General features: G+C 44.2%; 24 protein-coding genes. 3 read left to right on the plus strand and 21 right to left on the minus strand.

Going from position 1 to position 23,786, the window contains the following annotated elements; all coding sequences use genetic code 11:
- The first annotated feature begins 40 nt into the window (after positions 1-40).
- Positions 41-589: a hypothetical protein gene (locus ACTF5U_RS01180; RefSeq protein WP_438969799.1), complete on the plus strand. Its 549-nt coding sequence runs from the start codon at positions 41-43 to the stop codon at positions 587-589.
- Positions 586-2,136: a methyl-accepting chemotaxis protein gene (locus tag ACTF5U_RS01185; RefSeq protein WP_438969800.1), complete on the plus strand. Its 1,551-nt coding sequence runs from the start codon at positions 586-588 to the stop codon at positions 2,134-2,136. Before ACTF5U_RS01180 ends, ACTF5U_RS01185 begins: the two co-directional genes overlap by 4 nt.
- 318 nt (positions 2,137-2,454) lie before the next feature.
- Here the strand turns inward: ACTF5U_RS01185 and ACTF5U_RS01190 are convergent, their stop codons facing one another.
- Genes ACTF5U_RS01190 through ACTF5U_RS01205 form a run of 4 tightly spaced genes read right to left on the minus strand, consistent with a single transcriptional unit; the run spans position 2,455 to position 4,880 of the window.
- A complete protein-coding gene (locus tag ACTF5U_RS01190; RefSeq protein ID WP_438969801.1) occupies positions 2,455-3,156 on the minus strand; it encodes an MBL fold metallo-hydrolase in 702 nt (233 codons plus the stop codon).
- On the minus strand, positions 3,156-3,995 hold the full coding sequence (locus tag ACTF5U_RS01195; RefSeq protein WP_438969802.1) for a sulfite exporter TauE/SafE family protein: 840 nt from the start codon (positions 3,993-3,995) through the stop codon (positions 3,156-3,158). Before ACTF5U_RS01195 ends, ACTF5U_RS01190 begins: the two co-directional genes overlap by 1 nt.
- 7 nt (positions 3,996-4,002) lie before the next feature.
- Entirely contained in the window at positions 4,003-4,533 is a 531-nt protein-coding gene (locus ACTF5U_RS01200; protein WP_438969803.1) for a rhodanese-like domain-containing protein, read from the minus strand.
- Positions 4,530-4,880, minus strand: coding sequence for an ArsR/SmtB family transcription factor (locus tag ACTF5U_RS01205; RefSeq protein ID WP_438969804.1), 351 nt, complete (start codon positions 4,878-4,880; stop codon positions 4,530-4,532). Before ACTF5U_RS01205 ends, ACTF5U_RS01200 begins: the two co-directional genes overlap by 4 nt.
- A 222-nt stretch (positions 4,881-5,102) precedes the next feature.
- Here ACTF5U_RS01205 and ACTF5U_RS01210 point away from each other — a divergent pair, with 222 nt between their 5' ends.
- A complete protein-coding gene (locus tag ACTF5U_RS01210; protein WP_438969805.1) occupies positions 5,103-7,043 on the plus strand; it encodes an LTA synthase family protein in 1,941 nt (646 codons plus the stop codon).
- Positions 7,044-7,063: 20 nt separating this feature from the next.
- Here the strand turns inward: ACTF5U_RS01210 and ACTF5U_RS01215 are convergent, their stop codons facing one another.
- From ACTF5U_RS01215 to fmdA, 17 genes are all read right to left on the minus strand, one after another.
- On the minus strand, positions 7,064-8,002 hold the full coding sequence (locus ACTF5U_RS01215; RefSeq protein WP_438969806.1) for a response regulator: 939 nt from the start codon (positions 8,000-8,002) through the stop codon (positions 7,064-7,066).
- The gene (locus ACTF5U_RS01220) at positions 7,995-11,405 is read right to left on the minus strand and encodes a hybrid sensor histidine kinase/response regulator (protein WP_438969807.1); all 3,411 of its coding nucleotides are present in this window, start codon (positions 11,403-11,405) and stop codon (positions 7,995-7,997) included. The genes ACTF5U_RS01215 and ACTF5U_RS01220 overlap by 8 nt, the downstream gene beginning before the upstream one ends.
- A 171-nt stretch (positions 11,406-11,576) precedes the next feature.
- Positions 11,577-12,149 carry a HupE/UreJ family protein gene (locus ACTF5U_RS01225; RefSeq protein WP_438969808.1) on the minus strand — a complete coding sequence of 191 codons (573 nt, stop codon included), beginning with the start codon at positions 12,147-12,149 and terminating at the stop codon, positions 11,577-11,579.
- A 23-nt stretch (positions 12,150-12,172) separates the two neighbouring features.
- Positions 12,173-12,781: an urease accessory protein UreG gene (gene ureG / locus ACTF5U_RS01230; RefSeq protein ID WP_438969809.1), complete on the minus strand. Its 609-nt coding sequence runs from the start codon at positions 12,779-12,781 to the stop codon at positions 12,173-12,175.
- A gap of 15 nt (positions 12,782-12,796) precedes the next feature.
- Positions 12,797-13,480 carry an urease accessory protein UreF gene (locus ACTF5U_RS01235; RefSeq protein ID WP_438969810.1) on the minus strand — a complete coding sequence of 228 codons (684 nt, stop codon included), beginning with the start codon at positions 13,478-13,480 and terminating at the stop codon, positions 12,797-12,799.
- Positions 13,477-13,968, minus strand: coding sequence for an urease accessory protein UreE (ureE, locus tag ACTF5U_RS01240; protein ID WP_438969811.1), 492 nt, complete (start codon positions 13,966-13,968; stop codon positions 13,477-13,479). The genes ACTF5U_RS01235 and ureE overlap by 4 nt, the downstream gene beginning before the upstream one ends.
- An 8-nt stretch (positions 13,969-13,976) precedes the next feature.
- Positions 13,977-15,695 carry an urease subunit alpha gene (gene ureC, locus ACTF5U_RS01245; protein ID WP_438969812.1) on the minus strand — a complete coding sequence of 573 codons (1,719 nt, stop codon included), beginning with the start codon at positions 15,693-15,695 and terminating at the stop codon, positions 13,977-13,979.
- Positions 15,692-16,000 (minus strand): urease subunit beta, encoded by a 309-nt coding sequence (locus tag ACTF5U_RS01250; RefSeq protein WP_438969813.1) that lies wholly within the window; start codon positions 15,998-16,000, stop codon positions 15,692-15,694. Before ACTF5U_RS01250 ends, ureC begins: the two co-directional genes overlap by 4 nt.
- A 9-nt stretch (positions 16,001-16,009) precedes the next feature.
- Entirely contained in the window at positions 16,010-16,312 is a 303-nt protein-coding gene (ureA, locus tag ACTF5U_RS01255) for an urease subunit gamma (RefSeq protein WP_438969814.1), read from the minus strand.
- A 16-nt stretch (positions 16,313-16,328) separates the two neighbouring features.
- Positions 16,329-17,225 (minus strand): urease accessory protein UreD, encoded by an 897-nt coding sequence (locus ACTF5U_RS01260; protein WP_438969815.1) that lies wholly within the window; start codon positions 17,223-17,225, stop codon positions 16,329-16,331.
- Between the two features lie 43 nt (positions 17,226-17,268).
- The gene (urtE, locus tag ACTF5U_RS01265; protein ID WP_438969816.1) at positions 17,269-17,958 is read right to left on the minus strand and encodes an urea ABC transporter ATP-binding subunit UrtE; all 690 of its coding nucleotides are present in this window, start codon (positions 17,956-17,958) and stop codon (positions 17,269-17,271) included.
- Positions 17,959-17,978: 20 nt separating this feature from the next.
- Positions 17,979-18,725: an urea ABC transporter ATP-binding protein UrtD gene (urtD, locus tag ACTF5U_RS01270; protein WP_438969817.1), complete on the minus strand. Its 747-nt coding sequence runs from the start codon at positions 18,723-18,725 to the stop codon at positions 17,979-17,981.
- Entirely contained in the window at positions 18,722-19,885 is a 1,164-nt protein-coding gene (gene urtC / locus ACTF5U_RS01275) for an urea ABC transporter permease subunit UrtC (RefSeq protein WP_438969818.1), read from the minus strand. The genes urtD and urtC overlap by 4 nt, the downstream gene beginning before the upstream one ends.
- A 15-nt stretch (positions 19,886-19,900) precedes the next feature.
- Entirely contained in the window at positions 19,901-20,824 is a 924-nt protein-coding gene (gene urtB, locus ACTF5U_RS01280) for an urea ABC transporter permease subunit UrtB (RefSeq protein ID WP_438969819.1), read from the minus strand.
- Positions 20,825-20,920: 96 nt separating this feature from the next.
- The gene (gene urtA, locus ACTF5U_RS01285; protein ID WP_438969820.1) at positions 20,921-22,162 is read right to left on the minus strand and encodes an urea ABC transporter substrate-binding protein; all 1,242 of its coding nucleotides are present in this window, start codon (positions 22,160-22,162) and stop codon (positions 20,921-20,923) included.
- A 33-nt stretch (positions 22,163-22,195) separates the two neighbouring features.
- Positions 22,196-22,540 (minus strand): FmdB family zinc ribbon protein, encoded by a 345-nt coding sequence (locus ACTF5U_RS01290; protein WP_438969821.1) that lies wholly within the window; start codon positions 22,538-22,540, stop codon positions 22,196-22,198.
- A gap of 11 nt (positions 22,541-22,551) precedes the next feature.
- Complete coding sequence (gene fmdA / locus ACTF5U_RS01295; protein ID WP_438969822.1) at positions 22,552-23,778, minus strand: formamidase; 1,227 nt, start codon at positions 23,776-23,778, stop codon at positions 22,552-22,554.
- Positions 23,779-23,786 lie beyond the last annotated feature (8 nt).

Raw genomic sequence — 23,786 nt, forward strand, 5'->3', positions numbered from 1 at the left:
CAGTATATCGTCCGCATTTTAATTTACCCAGATGCGTCTCTTGAATAAATCATCTAATCTTTCATTAAAATCTGCCCTAATCCTGCTTCTCCTCGTTTTAGCTGCTTTTTTAAGTCTTTTTCTGATGCCTTCAGTGCTTCCTAATCTAAGTAACACTTTCACATATGGATTTGCTTCAGAGGCAAAGCTGAACATTGCTAACACTGACTATGATCACGGAAAGCCGTTACTGATCGTTGCCGCATTTGAAGCATGCGCTTATACCTGTCCAGCCAATATGCAAACGATTAAAGAGATTAAACAGAAAACAGGTGATGCTCTTAATTTGGGTGTGATCGATATAACAGGTGAACAGAGCCAGGAATACGCTAGGAAAATTTCAGAATTTACCGGATTCGACGCTAAATTTATCCCAGACAACAAACTCCTTAAAGAACACATTCAACGCAGTTCCGAGGGGGCACCCGAACATGCTGGCAATCTGTATCTCTACTTTGCATCATCAAACAGATTGCTTACCTACACAGTACCCTCCGCTGAATCGATTGACCAAGACATAAAGAAAATTAAAGAGAGAGAGAATTCATGAACCTAAGTAGTTCTTTTAATCACGAAGCTAATCGCAGGTTAGATGATGACCTGAGAAGAAGCGATAAAATCGTTCTTTCAATTTTATTTGCTCACCTCCCCTTTATATTCTTTATCGTACCAATGGGTTATGGCACGCATATTTACGGTGCCATTCCTGCAGTTTTTGCGTGTTTTGCTTCCTTGTTTGCTTACAAAACTGTCCCTGGATCACTGACATCCAGAGCGGTCATGTCAGTCAGCCTGATGTTAATGTCGATGATTCTTATCATGCAGCAATTTGGTCGAATTGAGATGCACTTTCATATATTCGTCATACTGGCATTCATCATTATCTGGCGCGATTTCAGGGTGCTTCTGCTAGCTGCAGGCCTCATTGCTGTTCACCATGCGCTTTCAGTCCCACTTCAGTTGAGTAATATTCAAATTGGGCATATCGATTACATTGTCTACGGCATCACTTGTGACTGGGAAACCTTTTTTATTCATGCCGCTTTTGTGATTATTGAAACAGGCGTTTTATTGAGTTTCTGCCACCGAATGAAAGCACAATTTGATCTTTCCAATAATGTTATGTCCGCGATGCAGTTTTCTGCTAGAAACAGCGATATAACGGTCGATATGAGTCAGATTAAAACAAAAAGCGAATTGGACACAGATTTTGTCGCAACACTGCAAAATTTTTACAAACTTATCAATGACTCTTTGGCTGGTTTTAAAGTGATTGGTAAAGATTTGAGCGATTATGCAGCTGATTCAAGACTCTCGTTAGAAGATAATTTTACATCTGTAACGAAGCAAAACCAGAGAATTGAATCAGTCGCTGCAGCGACTGAAGAGATGTCTCAAAGTATACAGAGCGTCGCACAGACCACTGCTAAAGCCAGTGACTTATCTGATGATGCATTAAAAAATATGAAGGTCACGCATGACGTTAGTAGTGATGCTGTATCAAATGTTGTCCATCTCATTGATGATCTTCAGCAGATCGAGGTTACATTTTCAGCGTTAAATAAAAATATCCAAGGTATCAATTCCGCGATCGCGATTATTACTGAAATCTCTGAACAAACCAACCTACTTTCACTGAATGCCTCTATTGAGGCTGCAAGGGCCGGTGAACATGGAAGAGGATTCTCAGTTGTCGCAGAAGAAGTGAGAAGTTTAGCCATGAAAAGTAAAGACGCTACAGAGTCGATTAAAGATATGGCAGCTCTTATTAACACCTCAGTTGATACAATGACTTCGAACATTAGTGAGTGTCAGAATAAAGGCAATTTCGCCATAGAGGGTGTAAACAACGCCAATACTTCTATGGAGAAAGCGTCTCTTAATGCAGAGAAAATAAATGATCTGAATAAATTAATCTCTCATATGCTGGAAGAACAAAAAAACGTAGCGACAGAAATCAGTGACACTATGCAACAACTCTATGTCACAAATACAGAAATAATAAAAAGTACTGAGAAGTCACTTCAGAGCTCTCGAGAAACAGAGGGGCTTGCATCGGGAGTGCTAGAAAAAGCGAATCAGTTTATTACTACCTAGAGATTTATCGTTGCATAGAGTCTGATTAGATTCCAGCTGATTAGCAATTTAAAAATAGGTGAACTCTATACTCATGACATACTCTCAATGTTGACGACTCAGCAATAGTCGAAATCATCATATCGTTGGCTGATACGATGAATATTGTCACTATCGCTGAGGCTTTAGCATATAAAGTCAGGTTGAGTTACCCAAGCTAAAAGACTGCATAGCAATACACGTTTTATGTGTTCAATAAGCCCCCTCCCTTTGAGGTAAGGGCTTTGGTTGTTTTTTTGTCCTATATAGAATCAATATTTTAAGCAAGCATTAGTTTCATTAATCCGGTCTTGATTCGCCACATGAACGATTAGCAGGCACAGCAACATCCATCATTTTGGGGTCGGGTAGATTCAGATTATCCATAATGTTTTTGTATTCACTGGCATTGGCAACATCAAGTCGAGGATTGTGTCGTTTTTCTTCTGCAATGGTGCTCACCGTCCAACCTTTGTAGTCATGTGCCGGATACACCCATGTTGAATCTGGCAGACTCAATAACCGTGACAAGCTCTGATATTGCAGTTCAGCATCGCCATTTTGAAAATCTGTACGCCCTGTTCCTCTAATCAGTAATGTATCGCCGGTAAAGAGATAGCGTTGATCTTCGTGCTTGAGGGAAAAGCTATAGCTATCATCAGTATGGCCTGGCGTATAGAGTGCCGTAAAGACTAAGCTGCCCACTTTAATCTCCTGCATATCAGAAAATGACCCGCTTGCACAATCGGATTTGGCCTGCTCTCCCATTAGGGTTCGGCAAGCTGTCTTTTCACGAAGTTTACCCAGTGCCGTGATATGGTCTGCATGGGTGTGCGTGTCCATTGCCACTTTGAGTGTCAGCCCTAATTCTTCAAGCAGTTGCAGGTAAAGCGTAATTTGATCTAAAACAGGATCTATAAGAACAGCTTCACGTGTTTTTTCGTCTGCAAACAGATAGGTGTAGGTACTACTTTCCTTATCTAATAATTGTCTGAAGATCATTATTTACCTCCGATAAAAGTGAAAAAAAACATACTTATAGCCATCAATATTAGTGCAAGAGAAAAGCCTTTCTGCAGCCGTGAATCAGCAATTTTTGTTGTTAATTTTTGGCCAATAAACATGCCCAATATGCCACCCGGAATTAACCAGCCTATCGTTGCATGCAACGATTCATGAGCAGTCGCCTGATTAACCATGAGGTAACTGATAAACCCCGCCGTGCTAATAAAGCTAATAACAAGCAGTGAGGTGCTGACGGCCCGTTGCATTGATATTTGGCTTAACAGCAGCAGTAGCGGCACGATGATGAAACCGCCCCCTACCCCAAGCAAACCGGATAAAAAACCGATCACGAGCCCACCTGTTAATAAACCACCCATACAACGTGGCTTAAGTTGGAACTGACCGGTGGGGCTCAGTCGGCACAAAAGCGCTTCTGTTTCCATGTTGCCCGGGTTGCTGGCGCGCGTTATTGAAGCCCTCTCAGGGTGAAGGTTAGCTTGTCGCCACATTTTGATTGCTATGATTACAGCCAGGGCAACAAATGCCACCACCAAAATACTTGATGGGAGCTGTGCACCCAGCCACTGACCCAGTGGCACACTGAGTAAACCACTGACGATTAATAATAATGCCGGAACCCACAATACAGTCTGCCTTGAGTTGAATCTGAGAAGGCCGAAAACGGCACTTGCTGCGACCGTGGCAAGTGACAAACCAACGGCCTGATGCATGGATAAGCCACCCAACATCACCAGCAAAGGCACAGCAAAGACTGAGCCGCCGGATCCTGTCAGTCCCAGAACGACACCTATAATGAGCCCTATAAATAAAAACATTTTAGTCTCAACGATTCCATGGGGCTTTAGACATAATAATGCCCATCGCACAGTTATCAGTGATGGCAGCATATATCAGACCTGCGCCAACGAAACCACTTAATAAGAACCAATTAGTATTGAATAGATACCCCAATAAGACGCCTGTTAAGACAATGCTGCCGGCTGCTAAGCGCACCTGACGCTCGAGACTCATTACGGAACGTGTTTTTATCGGGTCACCTTGAGAGGCACGAATCGCATTCATTCCACCTTCAACCACTATCAGTTCCTGACCCACTTTGCCTGAGAGTTTTTCGGCTGCGATGTACGCCCGTTTACCGGACTGACAAATTAGATATATTTGTTTTGTATCAGACTGATTCTGTTCGATTTTCTCTGTAACCATATCCGGCGTCAATTGATCGACTGGGATTGCTATGATTGAGTCCAAAGCATCCTGACGCACTTCCGCTGGTGTCCGAACATCAACCAGGCACAGTTTTTCATTTTCAAGGTTACTGATGAGTTCTTCAGCTGAGATTGTTTTTGTATTCATTCTGTCTTTCCTATAAGGGCTTGATGTGCGATATCTTGTTTTTCAACCGGGCAATAGATGTCTTTAAGTACCGAAATGATTTTTACAATTTCATCTCCGGCCAGGCGGTAATACACGGTCTGTTTCTCTTTTCGGGTTGTTACAAGGCCGGATTGTCTTAATTTTGCGAGGTGCTGTGACAATGCCGATTGACTGAGATCCACTTTATCGTTGAGCTCATTCACTGATGACTCGGCATCAACAAGAGCGCATAAAATCATTAGCCTGAAAGGCGAACTAAGCTGTTTCATCAGCATTGCCGCCTGTTCAGCATGTTCCTGCATTGTTTGTTCTAAATTAGAAGCCATGTTTGTTTTCTCTTGATAACCAAAATACGCATAATGCTATTATATTCAATTAATCTAAATTAGCAATAACTAATATAATGAGGTTTGTTTGAGACTATTTATATTTGACACCTATGGAGCAGAATATTTTTAGCCTTAATGGTGCCTTAAGGTAAACCACATAAATTATGGAAATGACTATGGCGTTAAAGCCCTTTTTCATCCATATTTATGAGGTTTAAATTGTCGAAATCGATTCAAGAAACGTTGGGCCCATACAGTGTCATTTTCAAACTGGTCACACTTGGTTTAATAATTCTCAGTGCTTTTCGTCTTGGTTTTACAGTGTGGCAATGGGATCGTGTGAGTGATGTCACAACAGTCTCAGACATGTTTGTTTACGGCGTACGGTCTGATTTGATTATCACTGGGATGTTGTTTAGCCCGTTGATATTACTAACCCCTTTATTTGCCAATAGATACACGTGGTCAGTGTGGAAAAAAATAATTCTGGTATGGGGTGTTATATGCATCTCATTACTGGTTTTTATGGAAGTGGCCACTCCTACTTTCATTCTGGAATATGATTTAAGACCAAATCGGCTTTTTATCGAATATCTGAAATACCCGTCTGAAGTGGGCGCAATGCTTTGGAATGGTTTCCGAGTGCCGTTATTACTTGGTATCAGTTTAACGATCATCTTAACGGTACTGTCTGCAAAAATACTGCAAACATGGCTCAAGGATTACACGCCAAGTTGGTCAACAGTCAGAACCGTGCTTGTCTGGCCTTTAATCGTTCTAATTTTCTTTGTAATGATTCGATCGTCTTTTTCGCATAGACCTGCTAACCCGGCCTTGTTTGCCAGAACATCGGATGCACTGGTAAATAGCCTTTATATCAACTCCGCTTGGTCGGTCTATTTTGCTATTTACAATCTCAAGCACGAAGAAAAATCCAGTGCGATGTATGGTGAGTTATCGGATCAGGAAATTGTTGAGACATTATCCAAAGTGTCTCCATGGTTAGGATTAGACGATATGTCGCGTCCAACACAACATTATCAGCAAGCATCGGTAAAAAGGGATAAACCGCTTAATCTCGTCATTGTGTTGGAAGAGAGTCTGGGCGCTGAGTTTGTTGAATCGCTCGGTGGCAAAGCGTTAACCCCCCACCTTTCTGCTCTTAAGGAGACAGGATGGTGGTTCGAAAATCTCTACGCTACGGGAACCCGCTCTGTACGAGGTATTGAAGCGGTGATCAGTGGTTTTCCGCCAACACCGGCCAGGAGTGTTGTCAAATTATCGTTGGCACAAAACCATTTCTTTACCATTGCAGACTATCTCAGAAACATGGGGTATCAAACCGAATTCGTCTATGGCGGTGAATCACACTTCGATAATATGGCCAGCTTTCTGGTAGGCAATGGTTTCGATAATGTCATCGATGAAAGAGACTTTGAGAACCCTGTGTTCATGGGTAGCTGGGGCGCTTCAGATGGTGATTTATTTGCAAAAGCGCATGAACGCATCACTGAGTTGAATCAAACCGATAAACCCTTTTTTAGTTTTATCTTTTCATCCAGTAATCACTCGCCGTATGAATATCCGGATGGCTTTATTAAGCAAATCGATAACAAAAAAGAGACCCGTGACAATGCTGTTTTATACAGTGATTATGCTCTGGGAGAGTTTATCCGAAAGGCCAAACAAAGTCCGTATTGGGAGAACACGCTTTTTCTGGTTGTCGCCGATCATTCATCTCACGCAGGTGGTGATAATTTAGTACCGATAAATGACTTTCATATTCCGGGATTAATTCTGGGAGCCGACATAAAACCAGAAAAAATTCAGACGATTGCCAGTCAGATCGATCTGGCCCCGACCGTTTTATCTTTAATGGGCATATCAGGTGAGCATCCCATGATCGGACGTGACCTCACTCTGCCTGATGAACGTCAATCAGAGGGACGCGCATTGATGCAGTTCAGTGATTACTTTGCCCTGATGCAAGGTGAAAAAGTCACTGTTCTTAGACCTGGAAAGACACCTGTTTCGGGAATATATAATAAAAAAAACAAGAGTTTAGATATTACCCCTCACGTTAATGATGACGATGCTAAAATCGCTCTTGCAAATGCGTTATTACCCTCCTGGCTTTATAGGGAACAGAAATATCATTAAGTGGTATTCGTTACCTTGTCTCATCCACTTCCTGTCAAACTATGTAACTTGCCAACCGCTAATGACGCGGCGGCTGTTCGTGTCTCGACACCCAGCTTCACAAACACATGCTCCATATGTTTGTTGACAGTACGTGGGCTCGTTCCCAAAATTTCGCCGATACTTTTATTGGTTTTCCCCAGAATAACCCAGTGTAAGACTTCAGCTTCTCGTTTAGTAAGATTAAATACGGCACGCAGTGCATCAATTTGTGCCTGCTCGGACTCCTCACGCAAAAGTATCAGCCATTGTTCTTCATTGCGAATATCGGCTGCCGTGAATATCAACCGTCCTGTCGCATGATTAATTATTAAAGGTCTCAGACGTTTTTTGCCACTCTCGGCAAGTTGATTGACCCAGGTATTTAATACTTTCCGACTATCTTCGCCATTTGCTGTTTTTGTATCCGGAAAGTATTTTTCCATTAACTCTCTTGCCAAGGGTGTTTGCCAGATAATCTTGTCAGATTGAGGGAGTAAGGCAATGGCAGCCTGACCAAATGCATCTAACGCCCCTTGTGTATGACTCATTAATCTGGAGTTTTTTAAATGTGTTTCGAGACGGGCGATGACCTCAACAGGACTTAATGGTTTGGTGACGTAGTCTATTCCCCCTGCAGCAAACCCCGCTACCACATGCTCTGATTCCGTCAGACCAGTCATGAAAATGACAGGAATATGGCGGGTGTTAAGTTCTTGTTTAAGATTACGACAAACTTCAAAACCATCCATTTCTGGCATAACTGCATCGAGAAGAACGGCATCCGGATAGGTTTCATTACAAATTTTTAGTGCACTGGCACCATTATTAGCTACAAGCACCGTATAACCTGTCTCAACCAGAGAGTCATGTAATAAAGCCAGCATGTCCGGCGTGTCATCGACTACTAGAACTAATGCATTATGATTTGAATCAGCCATTTTTTAGTTTCTCTTGGATAAATTGTCGCATGGCCTCTAACTGGAATGACTCGGCCATTCGATTCATGTCATTGATAAAGCCTGCACTGGCGACTCCTTTCGATTTAACTTCTTCAAGAAGCTCTTTGACACCGATTATGTAGCCCATGTCTATCATCTCAATAAAGTCTTTGAGAACTTCATTAGGGGGTAAGGTGAACTTCTCTTCACGTTTTTCATTGGTGATTGGTTCAGGAGTCTCCTGAATCCACTCAAGATGAAGCTCTTCGCCAATCCAATCAATCAATTCAAGTAAATTAACTGGTTTTAGAATGAAATCATTCGGTGTAATACCTAAGCTGTTATCCAGGTTACGATCAAAGGCATTAGCTGAAATGATGCAGATTTTCACATCCGAGCCATGAACATTACGGATTAAATGAGACGTCTCCCATCCATCCATTTCGGGCATGGCTAAATCCATGAAAATGATTTCAGGTTGAAATTCAGGATAGATTTGTAAGCATTCCGGCCCCGAACAAGCTTGTTTTACATCAAACCCTAAAGGCGCCAAGACATTAATCAATAACTCACGATCAATGGGCTCATTGTCAACAACCAGTATTTTACGACGAGGGCCCTTGTAGCCACTCGGCATATTCATAGAGAGTCTTGGCAGTTCCTCTTCGACTCGTACTGAGGGTAAGTAAAGCCGAACAAAGAACCGGGTCCCCTCTCCTGTCTTGCTTTCGACCTTTAAAACGCCGCCCATCAGCTCTGTTAACAACTTACAAATAGTTAAACCAAGACCGGTACCTCCCACTCCTTGAGCTGTGGTGCCCCGTACAAATGGATCAAAAATTTTATCCAGTTCCTCTGGTTTGATTCCCTGTCCGGTATCTTTCACTTCTATAGATAAAAATTCACGTGCATATTTAAAGCTGAGTTTTACTTCACCTTGTTGCGTGTATTTGACCGCATTACCAATAATATTAATAAGAATCTGGCTCAGGCGCTTATGATCAGCCCGAACGACCGGTGGTAAACTGTCAGCAATTTCATATTCATAACTCAAGCCTTTGTTCTTGGCCTGAATTTCGAACATATTGATAATTTGTTGAATGTATTCAGGAAAGCGAAGTGAACGCATATCAAATTGCAACTTACCGCTTTCAATACGAGCAATATCCAGCGTGCCTTCGATAAGTGAGAGTAAATGCTCTCCACTTCTCAAAATGACTTTCGTAGCATGCTTATTGGTACCTTTAATGTCTGCATTGTTATCCAATAGTTGGGCATAACCCAGAATACTATTGAGCGGTGTTCTCAGCTCATGACTAATACCGGTGATATAGCGACTTTTAGCATCATTTGCCTGTTCAGCAACCACACGAGCTTGCTGAAGTTCAGCATCTGTTTGCTCATGTAGTTCAATTTCACGTTGAAGCAGACTGTTTTGATTATTGGATTCCTGCTGAGCGACATTTCTGCTTTGTGAGGTGAGTACCAGCCACCAGACGATGATGGCGCTGACTAATATCAGGGCAAAATAGGCCTTGGTAAATCCAATCTCTATCTGAGGCATGATTTGCGCCGAGTATTCGGTCACAGTCAGAGAAATATGGACATAGAGAAGTCCAAATATAGAGGCTAATAACAGCACCATTAGGGTCATCAGCAAAAGATAGTGACCGATACCACTATGAATACTCCCAGATAGTGAATCGGGTAATAGTTTTGCCATTGCCGCCTGCCATTGAGCGCTCAGACTTGCGTGAGGTTTGCACGCATCGTTACAGCGCGCATCCAGACAACAACACAAAGAACAAATGGGCCCCTGATAGGCTGGACAATGGGCAATATCGTCAATTTCGTAGTCTTTGCCACAGATACTGCATGTTTCAGTTTTCTTACCGGGATGGAATTTAAAGGGTTCTCTGGCTAAATAAAATTTACCTTTCGTTAGCCAGGCAATCAGTGGCGATGTGACGAGGGCTATAGCCATAGCAATAAAGGATGAAAAGGCCTGTGCTTCAAGCCCAAAAGCGCCTAGGAATGCTGCAACAGATATGACAGATGCAATTGTCATTGCGCCCACCCCTACGGGGTTTATGTCGTATAAATAGGCGCGACGAAATTCAACTCCTTTGGGACTGAGGCCAAGCGGTTTGTTTATGACTAAGTCAGCTACTACGGCAGTAATCCAGGAAATGGCGATATTTGAGTAAAGCCCCAGGATTTGTTCTAACGCCTGAAAGACATCAAGCAACATCAAAACCGTCGCAATCAGTACATTGAATAACAACCATATGACACGGCCAGGATGACTGTGGGTAAGACGAGCAAAAAAGTTCGACCACGCTAATGAGCCAGCGTAAGCATTGGTAATATTAATTTTAATTTGTGAGATGACGACGAAAAAAACAGTAATAGCCAACAAGACTTCAGGATTACCCAGCACATAACCAAACGCCACCAGATACATATGTGTTGGGTTGACTGACTCTTCGATAGACAAACCAGCTGTCAGCGCTAAATAAGCCAATAAGGCACCGATAAACATTTTAAGCATGCCTATCAAAATCCAGCCAGGCCCGGCAGCGAGGACGCCTAGATGCCATTTAAGGCTGTTTTGTTTTGTCTTCTCCGGCATAAAGCGAAGAAAATCGACCTGCTCACCCACTTGTGGGATAAGCGCCATACCTATCGCAACTGCCGTACCAAACATATAGATATTAAAGTCGCGGTCATAGCCTGATTCACCCGCAAACGCCATCAAACCAGTTAGTACATCAGGCTCTTTCATGAAGATAAAGATCAGCGGAATAACGGTCATTAATACCCAGATGGGCTGTGAAATCATCTGAATACGACTGATCAAAGTAACACCATGTGTTACTAACGGTATGACGACAACGGCACAAATCAAGTAACTGAGATGCAGAGGTATTTCGAAATAAAGACTCAGAGCGTACGCCATGATGACGGCTTCGAGCGCAAATAAGATAAACGTAAACGTGGCATAAACAAACGACGAGATAGTCGAGCCGATATAACCAAAACCAGCACCACGTGTTAATAAGTCCATATCGAGGCCGTATTTAGCCGCGTAATAACTAATGGGAAGACTTGTTAGAAAAATAATCAGGCTAACCGTCAAAATAGCCCAAAGGGCATTGTTGAAGCCATAATTCATCGCTATTGTGCCACCAATAGCTTCAAGGACGAGAAAAGAGATCGCTCCTAGTGCCGTATTGGAGACACGAAATATGGACCATTTCCTGAATGAGTGTGGAGTGAAGCGAAGGGCGTAATCTTCAAGCGTTTCATTCGCTACCCAGGTATTGTAATCGCGACGGATTTTTACAATACGTTGGGGAGCCTCATGCTCAGATGGAGTAAACGCGGCATCATTCGTAGTCAATGTTACTTTCCTGACGGTGAGTGGATGCTTGCCCGGGTAACAAACAACAATTCATAAGAACAAAAAGCATCTTAACTGATGCCCTGCTCTAAATTATCTACGTTATTTAACGTATATAAAGAAATGTCCTGATCAACGTCAGGACATTCCATGTCATTAGAGCATCGTTGCTTATGAACTGAGCAGGAAGAAAGCCCCTCCGAGCGTTAATGAAGAAACTAACGCGCCATTCAGGTAGGAACCAACCCGGTCTTTGAACCTTCCCAGATATAATCCCACAGAAAGTAATGCGATGGTAGTAATTAATAGCCCCGTGATTGCCAACATTCCATTCTCTGACATCAATAACTCCTGACCGTGAGCAATGCCATGCATGAAGGCAAACACAGTTGTTAAGCCGAGCTTCAACATAGGGTTCAACGTAGTCAGCAATGATAAGACCATCGCCATCGCTAACAAACTTAGGGAAATTCCTGCCTCCATAAAACCAAGCTCAGCTATAACAGTTCCAAAGGATAGACCAAGTAGCAAAAAACTGATAAATGTAGCAGGCACCTGCCAACGTAACTGGCCGACTGAGCGTGATGCCCAGAAACCAATAGCCAGCATCACTAATAAGTGGTCAATACCGGTCAGTGGATGCAAAAAACCACTCATCAAACTACTTATCTGATGGCCTTCATGTGCCATGGCAGTCATTGGCATAGCGAATAATGTAATTAACGAAACTAGCCTTTTTTTCATCACGAACTCCTTTAATCAAACGTTCAGTTCAACATCAATCCCTGCTTTTCGATAAAGGCAATAATGTCATCAAGCCCTTTTTCTTCTTTCAGGTTTGTAAAATAGAATGGTCGCTCAGCGCGCATTTTCTTTGCATCACGAGCCATGACTTCTAATGAAGCGCCTACCAAAGGCGCCAAATCCGTTTTGTTAATAATCAATAAATCGGACTTTGTGATACCCGGACCACCTTTCCTTGGAATTTTTTCGCCGGCTGAAACATCAATGACGTATAGGGTTAAGTCCGATAGCTCTGGACTGAACGTGGCTGCCAGATTATCACCGCCACTTTCAATGAAAACGATGTCTAGCGGGTCAAATCGTTTACTTAATTGCGCTACCGCTTCAAGGTTCATAGACGCATCTTCCCGGATCGCCGTGTGAGGGCATCCTCCGGTTTCAACACCGATAATGCGTTCTCCAGATAGTGCTTCATTACGCATTAGAAACTGTGCATCTTCTTTGGTGTAAATATCATTAGTTACTACCGCAATGTTGTATACATCACGGAGACGACGACACAGTGCCAGAGTCAGTGCTGTTTTTCCTGACCCAACCGGGCCGCCTATACCAACGCGAAGTGGTTCTTTCATTTATCTTTCTCTTACTTATGAACGGAATAGTCGGGTGTACTGTGTTTCATGTTGACAGCTGGCAATGGTCAGTGCCGGACAAAAATTGTTGATTTCATCATCAGGCAGTGTCATAGCTGCCTTAACAACAGCTGGAATAGATTCAGAGACCTGGGTAAGAATACGCTGCCCCGCCACCTGTCCTAATGGAACGGTCTTCATTGCAGCACTCACCTGGTTCTCCAGCCATGACCATAAATAAGCATGTAATGTCTCTTCCAATCCTATTTCCCAACTGACTGCTGAAACGCTGTAGATGGTTGGAAATGCCGGTTCATGCAGTGACTCTGCCAATGCCAGTCTAGCTTCAGAAAAGCTGTCTAAATCGCGCTGCAGGCTGAGTAGGGAATAGCCCATTTGACGGGACTCCAGCAGCGTCTCTGCACTATCTCTGCCAGCGGTATAGCGAGCATCCCAAAAAAAGATCGCTTTTTCATCCAGTATTTCCCAAGCGTTGAAGAGCCGCTTTATCACAGGCAAATCAAACTGGCCAAGATACAAATGCATTACTTCAGACATCCAGGCTTTTGCTGTGTCGACATCTTTGACATCATTACTTTCAATCGCCCACTCCAACCCTTGTGAGTAACTGTAAGCCCCGATTGGCAGGGTTGGGCTTGCCAACTGAAGTAAACGCGATAAGGCTGCGGAGTTATTCATGCGTGAGCGTGATGATGTGAATGAACCTGTTCGTCATCAGCATGATGGTGATGATGTCCCCCTCCATAGGCGCCTGCTTCCGGTTCAAAGGGTGAATCAATTTCATCGATCCTTATATCGCCCAGTCCCAGCAACATCTGTTTCAGCACATCATCGGTTTCAAGCTTGAGCCAGCCATCACCAATCTCCAACGGAACATGCCGGTTACCCAGATGATAACAAGCACGGGTTAATGCTTTTGGCGAGTCAGCGGTGACTTTTAGTACGGCTTGTTCAGCGGCAATGACTTTTATTATTCGACCATCCGTGGCTTCTAATTGATCGCCACCACGAAGAATTGTTCCTCTGGGCATAAAGATCGCTGCTTCAACACCCGAGGCGAGCGTCACCCGGATACGGCTCTTTTGGCGAATGTCGTAAGATAACGCCACGCTGTCATCATTTTTAATGGCATGGCTGTGCGGCAGTTTGGTATGAAATTCCAGCATGATTGTCTCTAAAATAAAAAATAACGTTGTGCCATTGGCAATACTTCAGCAGGTTCACACATTAATAATTCACCATCGGCCAGAACCTGATAAGTCTCTGGATCAACCTCGATTTGAGGTGTGGCATCATTCAATACCATGTCCTTTTTAGTCACACTCCGGCAGTTTTTCACAGGAATCAGTGTCTTATTCAGATCAAGTAGACGAATCTCGGGATTACGCATCGCTGCTCCAGAAACAAAAGTCACTGAATTCTTTAATGCTTTACCAAAGCTGCCAAACATAGGACGATAATGAACCGGTTGTGGGGTTGGTATGGATGCATTCGGATCACCCATTGCTGCAGAGGCTATGGTGCCACCTTTCAAAATCAGACTTGGTTTCACTCCGAAGAAGGCAGGACGCCATAAGACCAGATCAGCCAGCCTGCCGGGTTGTATAGAACCGACTACATGTGAAATACCATGCGTTATTGCCGGGTTCACCGTGTACTTAGCAATATAACGTTTCACACGGAAGTTATCGCAATCACCCTCACCCCGGGTTTTATCCTCTTCTAAAGCACCGCGCTGAACTTTCATTTTATGTGCTGTTTGCCAGGTACGTAATATTACCTCCCCTACACGTCCCATCGCTTGAGAGTCAGACGACATCATGGCAAAAGCGCCTGTGTCATGAAGAATATCTTCGGCTGCTATCGTTTCGCGTCGGATCCGAGACTCGGCAAATGCCACGTCTTCAGCAATCGACGGGTCAAGATGGTGACATACCATTAACATATCCAGATGCTCATCCAGCGTATTTACCGTAAACGGTCTGGTCGGATTAGTTGAAGATGGCAGTACATTATTTGAACTGATTGCCTTGATAATATCCGGTGCATGACCACCGCCGGCACCTTCTGTATGAAATGTGTGAATCGTGCGTCCCTTGAATGCCTCCAGGGTCGCCTCGACAAAGCCTGATTCGTTTAGAGTGTCAGTGTGTATGGCTACCTGAACATCCATTTCTTCGGCGACTGATAAGCAGTTGTCGATTGCAGCAGGTGTTGTACCCCAGTCTTCATGCAGCTTTAGTCCAATCGCACCGGCGGTAATTTGCTCGCGGGCAGGATCAGGCAAAGAGACATTCCCCTTCCCAAAAAAACCGATGTTCATAGGAAAAGCTTCTGCCGCTTCAAGCATACGGTGAATATGCCAGGGGCCGGGTGTACACGTTGTGGCATAAGTGCCTGTTGCTGGTCCGGTACCACCGCCAAGCATGGTGGTTATACCGGATGTTAAAGCTTCGTCAATTTGCTGGGGGCAGATCCAGTGAATATGGCTGTCGATACCCCCGGCGGTCAGAATCATGCCCTCACCAGCAATGATCTCGGTACCTGCACCAATCGGAATCGTTACGCCAGGTTGAATATCCGGGTTACCGGCCTTACCAATTATGGAAATGTAGCCATCTTTAATACCGACGTCAGCTTTAATAATGCCTGACATTGCATCAACAATTAATGCGTTGGTAATGACTGTATCGGCAACATCCACTGAGGTTAACTGAGACTGTCCCATACCATCACGAATAACCTTTCCGCCGCCAAACTTAACCTCTTCTCCGTAGGTAGTCAGATCTTCTTCTACCTCAATCCAAAGTTCGGTATCGGCAAGCCGAACTTTGTCCCCCTTGGTAGGGCCGAACATTTCAGCGTAGGCCTGATGACCTATTTTTACCGTCATTTCAAAGCTCCCATTACTTTACCGGCAAAGCCATACACGACTCTTTTACCCGATAAACTGACTAATTCAACGGTACGCATCTGACCAGGTTCAAAGCGCACTGCCGTTCCAGCGGTGATATTCAGCCGAAAACCATAGGTCTTATCTCGGTCAAATGATAAGGCTTCATTAACCTCGTAGAAGTGATAATGTGATCCGACCTGAACAGGACGATCACCCGAATTTGAGACATCGACTGTGCAGGTCTCACGACCCACATTCAGATCAATATCACCGTCTGTAAAACGCATTTCACCCGGAATCATCGACTCTCCTCACACAATTGGATCGTGAACGGTAATCAGCTTCGTTCCATCCGGAAACGTTGCTTCAACCTGAATTTCAGTGACCATTTCAGCGATGCCATCCATGACATCTTCACGTGATAATAAGGTGGCGCCATAACCCATCAAATCTGTGACGGTGCGCCCCTCTCGGGCTCCTTCCATAATAGCCGCACTGATAAAAGCGATTGCTTCAGGGTAGTTCAGTTTCAGGCCCCTATCCTTCCGACGTTCAGCTAACAATCCGGCTGTGAACAGCAATAACTTATCTTTTTCTCTTGGTGTTAATTCCATCTCAAAATAACCCTAATCAGGTCGCCCAAATACGCGGTCTGACGGCTTTTTTATCGCCATACCATGGACGAAGACAGGCCCATAAGGCCTCAAAATAGGTCCTGGCTTCCTGAGCACAGTTGCCTATGTAGCGAGCAGTAAAAATTTCAGGCAAGGCCGAGACGCCATAGAAAGCATCAGACGCTAATGTCACTTGCCGACAGGCTTCAACAATCTCTTCCGGTGCTTTGCCTGATGCAATTACAACGGTGCCGAATACAGTGTGATTTCGCATCCCTGCTTTTGCCGACAATATCGGACTGTCGGGTTTTAATACCGTTGAGTCATGCCAGATAAGACGTCGATCCCGCTCAATAGCAAAAACCTGTTTCAGACTGCCTTTTTGCCAGACTTCGCCACTTGCTTTTCTCCCCAGGCAGGTAATTTCCCAGCTTGCGAATACGGCACTGGTCTCAAGGTATACAGTGGTATAAAGTTCTGCTGCTGCACCATCAAAAACAATATTTTCCTGAGGTAACCACTCCAGCAACGTGTTTTGTTGTTGATGTATTTGAATGTGTTGGCTTGCATTTCTACCAGCCGACTTATACCACTTGGTGGCACCCGGTGTGGTCAAAAGTGTCTGGGCGTTTTTATCCATGTCAAAATGTAAATGCAGTTTGTCACCACCGGCAACGCCACCGGGTGGGTGGATGATGAGTCCGTGCGCTGTCAGGATGCCTTCCGGATAGAGCACTTTCTGAAAGACCAGTGGCCCTTTGTGCTCACGTTTGGTTAATCGTGTTTTACCAGCACGGACACCAAACCCCAGATTTAAGTGGGCATCCCACCCGCTCATCTGTGATTTAAGGCTGTTTTTATCCAATACAGTGGTCAAATTAGTGCTCACATTGATTTGATGAAAAATAGACAAATTAATAAACCCTCCCGCAGAAGTCAGGAGGGTTTATTGAATGTTAAACAGTCAGATATTGTTTTATCTTGGCTGCATCCACATTCTCACGAAGGTCTTCGTGAATCAGATTGCCCTTCTCGATAACCATAATGCGATCAGCGATATCCATGGTGAAGCTCAGAACCTGCTCAGAAACGATGATGGTAATTTCACGCATCTGTCGAATTTCATTCAGCACCTTTGCTATATCCTTAATGATCGAGGGTTGAATCCCCTCGGTAGGTTCATCAAGCAACAACACCTTTGGATTAGTAACCAAGGCTCTGGCTATCGCTAACTGTTGCTGTTGTCCCCCAGACAAGTTACCGCCCTTCCTTCTCTGCATATCGTAAAGAACCGGAAATAAGTCATAGATCTCTTGAGGAATCGATTTTTGCTTAGCCACTTGCAAGCCGGTCTCAATATTCTCTCTGACCGTGAGGTTAGGGAATATCATCCTTCCCTGAGGGACATAGGCAAGTCCGTTTTCGACCCGCTGAAAACTCTCAGCGGAACTCAAATCTTTGCCATCAATTTCAAGCTTATTGGTTTGACCAGGCAATATCCCCATCAGAGACTTAAACAAAGTCGTTTTACCCATTCCGTTACGGCCCATAATGGCTAAAGTCTCATTTTTCTCAGCTTTAAAACTGATTTCATGAATTACTTCACTTTGGCCGTAGCTTACTTTCAAATTTTCTACTTCAAACATGATTAAGAATCTCCAGTGAATTAGTGGCCTAAGTAAACTTCCACGACTTTCTCGTCGTTTTGCACCTTGTCCATGTCACCTTCAGCAAGGATTTTACCTTGATGAAGCACCGTTACTTTCCTGGCGATCTTTTTGACGAATTCCATATCATGCTCAATCACGATCACTGCCCGGTTGTTACAAATTCGGTTCAATAACTCTGCGGTTTCGTCACGTTCTTTAGCGCTCATGCCTGCTACAGGTTCATCCAGCATCAATAGTTCAGGGTCCTGCATGAGTAGCATGCCGATCTCTAACCATTGTTTCTGACCATGACTTAATACAGCCGCTTCAGTCTCCAGCTCATCCACGAGTTGAATTTCTTCAGCGATTTGCATGACTGTCTCTTTCACCTTGTCGGTGGTTTGGAAAAACAAACTACCAAACACGCCACGCCCTTTCGGATAGGAGACTTCGAGGTTTTCGTAAACTGAGAGATTTTCATAAATGGAGGGTGTCTGAAATTTACGTCCAACGCCGGTCCTGACGATTTCATGTTCAGCCAATTTAGTCAGTTCGCTGTTCTTAAATTTGATCGAACCCGAACTTGATTTGGTTTTACCGCAAATTAAATCCAACACCGTTGTCTTACCAGCACCGTTCGGTCCAATTACAACACGCAGCTCATTCTTATCGATATACATCGTTAGTGCATCAACCGCTTTGAAGCCATCGAATGACACGGTTAGATCCTCAATCGCTAGCAAGTAATCTGTTTCAGTACTCATTTTTCAACTCCTTGCGCTTCAGGTGCCTGAGCAGGTGTATCGTCAGTTTCTGTTTTTGTTGTTCCGATCGACATAATGCGTTTAATAAAAGGTAAATTCTTAACGTACTTGTCATAAATACCGGCTAAACCATTTGGAAAGAACATGACGACAGCAATAAACAGGCCGCCCATCAGGAATAACCAGAGCTCTGGAAAGGTTTCAGAAAAAGCTGTTTTACCCCAGTTCACTAATAAGGTCCCATACACCACACCTATCAATGACATCCTTCCCCCAACGGCAGCAAAGATGACCATTTCGATTGAAGGAACGATGCCGACAAAGGAAGGTGACATAAAGCCAACCTGCAAGGTGAACATTGCGCCACCAATAGCAGATATGACGGCAGCTACACAGAAAACGAAGATTTTAAAGTTTGATACGTCGTAACCAGAGAAACGTACCCGATCTTCTTTATCTTTCATCGCTAACAGCAGACGACCAAACTTACTGGTTAAGATAAAGCGACTGATACAGATAACTGATAGCAGTAGAATTGCGTTGACGAAGTAAAGAATATACTTGGACGAATCCACACGGATATCCCATCCATTTAACGTTCTCAAGTCAGTAATACCATTTATACCGCCCGTGTAACCCTGTTGACCCACAATGAGTACAGTTAGAATCACCGCGACAACCTGGGTAATAATGGCAAAGTAAACACCACCAACCCGACGCTTAAACATCGATACACCGATAATGTAAGCAAAAAATGCTGGGACGACGAAAATTGCTATTAGAGCAAACCATAAGTGCTCAAAAGGCACCCAGAACCAGGGAAGCTCAGTCAATTGGTTCCAGTCCATAAAGTCAGGAATACCCGGTGTTGACTGAATTTTTGTCGTTTCAGGGTCAGACGCTTCCAGTTTCAGGAACATGGCCATGGCATAGCCGCCTAAACCAAAAAAGACCCCCTGCCCTAAACTTAAAATACCACCGTAACCCCAGAGTAATACGAGACTTACCGCTGCAAAGGCATAGGTCAGATACTTTCCAACCAGATTGAGGCGGAATAAATCCAGACTCAGTGGCAAGATAACTAAAATCAATATGGCCAGTAGAGCAATACTAATTGCACCCTGTCGGCCACCCAAAAATCTATCCAAGACAAAATTCATTTTCATCCCCTTCAATTATTTACGCACTTTGATAGAGAACAAACCTTCCGGACGGAACATCAAAATAACGACCACCGTCAGCAAGGTTAGTACTTTTGCCATAGAGCCACTGATAAAGAACTCCAGGATGGATTGTGCTTGTGCAATGGTGAACGCAGAGGCGATCGTGCCGAATAAGCTTGCTGCACCACCGAAAACCACGACCATAAACGTATCAACAATATAAAGTGACCCGATGGTCGGCCCCGTAGAAGCAATGGTTGTGAATGCTGCACCTGCTATGCCTGCAATACCGCAGCCTAAAGCGAATGTAAGGCGATCAATTTTTTTCGTGTTGATGCCGACGGCGCCACTCATCATTCGATTTTGTGTCGTCGCCCGAACATTCAAACCCCATGATGATCGATACATGAGAATGAAAACACCCAAGGTAATCAGTGTGGTTAAGCCCAAAACGAACATGCCATTAATTGGAATAAAAATGGTTTCTGTGGGAGTAAATGAGCCCATTAGCCAATCTGGCAAGGCTGGACTGACCTCTCGTGCTCCAAAAAGAGAACGAAAGGTTTGCTGCATAATGAGACTTAAGCCCCAAGTCGCCAGCAGAGTGTCTAAAGGCCGCTTATAAAGATGTCGTATGAGTAAGAACTCGACAAAATAGCCGACCAACCCGGCGACAATAAAGGATGCGACGATCGCAAATATAAAGTAATAAGGCATGAATTCCGGAAAGTAAGTCTCTGTCATCACAGAGAGCATATAGGTGGTGTAGGCACCAATAGCCATGAACTCACCATGGGCCATGTTAATGACACCCATTTGTCCAAAAATAATAGCCAGACCCAGCGCCATCAGCAGTAAAACACTGAAGAGGCTGATTCCAGCAAAGCCTTGCATGGCTAGAATTGAAGTCAATTCTTGTATTGAATACTCACCCATAACGCTTACTCCAAGGGATTAGTCAATAAATCAGGATTTATCTATCGGAAGGGAAAAGGCAGGCTGATTATCAGCCTGCCAATACCATTTAACGGTCTATTGATAACCAGCTGGGAATGGATCTGGTTCGATCAGTTCAGGTGATTCGTAAACCACTTTTGCCTGACCATCTAGTTGCCATTCAGCAACACGTGTATAGCTCCACAAATGATGGTTAGGATGCAGTTTTACGTAACCCTCAGGTGCTGTTGTAAGTTCAATCTCACCTTTTTCGGAAACCGCGACTACTTTATCCACATCAAAACTACCCGCTTCTTCAACAGCTGCTTTCCACAACCATGGGCCCAAGTAAGCCGCCTGAGTGACGTCACCAATAACACTGTCCTCGCCATGCATTTCTTTAAATGCTTTAACGAAAGCTTCATTATTAGGATTGTCCAGACTTTGGAAGTACTTCATAACAGAGTAGAAACCTTCCAGGTTTTCACCACCAATACCCAGTACTTCATCTTCAGTAACCGAGATGGTGACCAATGTTTGCTTGTCAGCAGTAATCCCTGCTGCATTCAGTTGTTTGAACCAGGCAACATTAGAACCACCTACAACTGCTGCGAAAATCACATCAGGTTTTTTTAGACGAATTTTATTGATAACCGAACCAAACTGCGTGTTACCAAGCGGTTTGTACTCTTCACCAACAACTTTTCCGCCCAGTACATTTTCAATGTGTTTACGTGCAATTTTCATTGAAGTACGTGGCCAGATGTAGTCTGATCCAATGAGATAGTATGTTTTTGCATCTTTCTCTTCAGCGACCCAATCCAGACCTGCCAGAATTTGTTGTGTGGCTTCTTGTCCGGTGTAAATCACGTTGTGTGACTGTTCCAGACCTTCATAAAAAGTGGGGTAATAAAGCAGACCGTTTTGTTGTTCAAAAACAGGCAGTGCTGCTTTACGGGATGCCGATGTCCAGCAGCCAAATACTGCTGCCACTTTGTCTTTGACAAGGAGTTTTCTTGATTTTTCAGCAAAAGTTGGCCAGTCACTCGCGCCATCTTCCTGAATGATCTCAATTTGACGACCGAGAATGCCGCCACTCTCATTGATTTGCTTGATAGCCAGTTTTTCGGCTTCCTGTGCACCGGTTTCACTGATTGCCATAGTACCGGTCAGTGAATGTAGGATACCGACTTTGACCGTATCATCGGTCACAGCCAATCCGGTTGTGTTGACATGATCGTCTGCCATGGTTGACGTGCTGATAAATCCAGCAGCAACCATTGCGCCAAGTAAGGCGCCGGTCTTGCCTAGAAACTTTCTTCGATTGAATATTTTCATCTTCTATCTCCAGTTGAAAAAAACGTTTTGATGCTAATGACCTAGCATCCAGGGGCGTGCGTTTTTCTTGGTTTGCATCCTAAAGCCAGGCTTCTCTGCTTTTTCAGGTGATGAAGTTTTGGCAGTAGTGGAACACGTATGCGTTCCACTACAACCGCAACTAGATCGACGAGCTTGCCGAGGAGCATGGGCCGATTTCTCATTGCGTTCCATCGCATTTCGTGTACCTCTATCCATCAGTGCAAGGCGTGGTGCAGATATAATCCGCTCTGCCAAATCACCACATGTCGGGCAATGAGTGGGTTCTGACGATTGACTCATTTTCTGCATCGCAGAAAAATCGCCACAGTCATTACATCGATAGTCGTATAAAGGCATCCTGATAACTCCTATGAAGAGGTCTTGCTCATGTCTGTACCAGGGGTAACAAACTCAACCGGTCCATCCGCATTTGGCAACATGTCAAAATCGAATATTTCGGTCGGTAACCACAGGGTTGCACAGGCATTTGGTATATCGACAATGCCACTGATATGTCCTTCAACAGGCGCTGTGCCAAGGATTGAGAGAGCCTGTTCTCCGGTATAACCAAACTTCTTCATATACTCGATGGCATTGAGGCATGCTTGTTTGTAGGCCACGTTGACGTCGAGATAATGTTGTTTGCCTTGTTCATCAACAGAAATACCTTCAAAGATCAGATAATTGCTATATTTGGGCTCAACAACACTAGGTTGAAACAGTGGGTTATTGATGCCGTATTTCTTGACACCGCCTTTAATCAAATTAACCTTGATATCAAGGTAACCGGCCATTTCGATAGCACCACAGAAAGTGATTTCACCATCACCCTGAGAGAAATGGAGGTCACCCATCGATAAGCCGCCATCTTTGACGTATACCGGGAAGTAAACACGCGAACCTTTGGTAAGATTCTTAATGTCACAGTTACCACCATGTTCACGAGGTGGCACTGTTCGCGCCCCCTCTTTCGCGGCCGCTGCAGCTGCATCACCTTTCATTTTCCCCATGACAGCCGCCTGTTCAGTTGGTGGGCAGGCCAATGGAGGAACAGCATTAGGGTCCGTTGCTATCAGGTCACCTTCACGCTTATTCCATTTTTCCAACATGTCTTTTGAAGGCAGGCAACCAATAAGACCTGGGTGCATAATGCCGGCAAACTTCACGTTAGGGACATGACGCGATGTGGTGTATATGCCATGGAAATCCCAGATAGATTTTCTTGCTTCGGGAAAATGATCGGTCAGGAAGCCACCACCATTTTCTCTTGCGAACAAGGCGTTAAACCCCCATTGCGACTCTTCAAAAGTGCCAACATCAAGAATGTCTACCACCATTAAGTCACCGGGTTCAGCTCCTTCGACACCGATTGGGCCACTCAGGTAGTGAACTTGCTCTAATTCGACATTTTTAATATCGTCGGCACTGTCGTTATTACCAATTTGGCCGCCCGTCCAATCCATACATTCCACACGGAATTCTTCTCCGGGTTTAACCATGGATATCATTGGGATATCGGGATGCCAGCGATTATGGATTTGACCATCCTGTTCCCAGGGCTTTTTATCTAAATCAAGTTTTACTATGGTTTTCATTTATCTCT

The organism is Methylophaga sp. (assembly GCF_965655755.1).
Lineage (GTDB): Bacteria > Pseudomonadota > Gammaproteobacteria > Nitrosococcales > Methylophagaceae > Methylophaga.

Bases quoted from the DNA above. Each gene is read 5' to 3' on its own strand.
- ACTF5U_RS01195 (WP_438969802.1), bottom strand. From the start codon at position 3,995: ATGTTTTTATTTATAGGGCTCATTATAGGTGTCGTTCTGGGACTGACA.
- urtB (WP_438969819.1), bottom strand. From the start codon at position 20,824: ATGGGTGAGTATTCAATACAAGAATTGACTTCAATTCTAGCCATGCAA.
- ureC (WP_438969812.1), bottom strand. From the start codon at position 15,695: ATGACGGTAAAAATAGGTCATCAGGCCTACGCTGAAATGTTCGGCCCT.
- ACTF5U_RS01225 (WP_438969808.1), bottom strand. From the start codon at position 12,149: ATGAAAAAAAGGCTAGTTTCGTTAATTACATTATTCGCTATGCCAATG.
- ACTF5U_RS01235 (WP_438969810.1), bottom strand. From the start codon at position 13,480: ATGAATAACTCCGCAGCCTTATCGCGTTTACTTCAGTTGGCAAGCCCA.
- ACTF5U_RS01190 (WP_438969801.1), bottom strand. From the start codon at position 3,156: ATGATCTTCAGACAATTATTAGATAAGGAAAGTAGTACCTACACCTAT.
- urtC (WP_438969818.1), bottom strand. From the start codon at position 19,885: ATGAATTTTGTCTTGGATAGATTTTTGGGTGGCCGACAGGGTGCAATT.
- ACTF5U_RS01205 (WP_438969804.1), bottom strand. From the start codon at position 4,880: ATGGCTTCTAATTTAGAACAAACAATGCAGGAACATGCTGAACAGGCG.
- fmdA (WP_438969822.1), bottom strand. From the start codon at position 23,778: ATGAAAACCATAGTAAAACTTGATTTAGATAAAAAGCCCTGGGAACAG.
- ureE (WP_438969811.1), bottom strand. From the start codon at position 13,968: ATGCTGGAATTTCATACCAAACTGCCGCACAGCCATGCCATTAAAAAT.
- ACTF5U_RS01185 (WP_438969800.1), top strand. From the start codon at position 586: ATGAACCTAAGTAGTTCTTTTAATCACGAAGCTAATCGCAGGTTAGAT.
- ACTF5U_RS01290 (WP_438969821.1), bottom strand. From the start codon at position 22,540: ATGCCTTTATACGACTATCGATGTAATGACTGTGGCGATTTTTCTGCG.
- ACTF5U_RS01215 (WP_438969806.1), bottom strand. From the start codon at position 8,002: ATGGCTGATTCAAATCATAATGCATTAGTTCTAGTAGTCGATGACACG.
- urtE (WP_438969816.1), bottom strand. From the start codon at position 17,958: ATGTTTGAAGTAGAAAATTTGAAAGTAAGCTACGGCCAAAGTGAAGTA.
- ACTF5U_RS01200 (WP_438969803.1), bottom strand. From the start codon at position 4,533: ATGAATACAAAAACAATCTCAGCTGAAGAACTCATCAGTAACCTTGAA.
- urtD (WP_438969817.1), bottom strand. From the start codon at position 18,725: ATGAGTACTGAAACAGATTACTTGCTAGCGATTGAGGATCTAACCGTG.
- ureG (WP_438969809.1), bottom strand. From the start codon at position 12,781: ATGAAAGAACCACTTCGCGTTGGTATAGGCGGCCCGGTTGGGTCAGGA.
- ACTF5U_RS01250 (WP_438969813.1), bottom strand. From the start codon at position 16,000: ATGATTCCGGGTGAAATGCGTTTTACAGACGGTGATATTGATCTGAAT.
- ureA (WP_438969814.1), bottom strand. From the start codon at position 16,312: ATGGAATTAACACCAAGAGAAAAAGATAAGTTATTGCTGTTCACAGCC.
- urtA (WP_438969820.1), bottom strand. From the start codon at position 22,162: ATGAAAATATTCAATCGAAGAAAGTTTCTAGGCAAGACCGGCGCCTTA.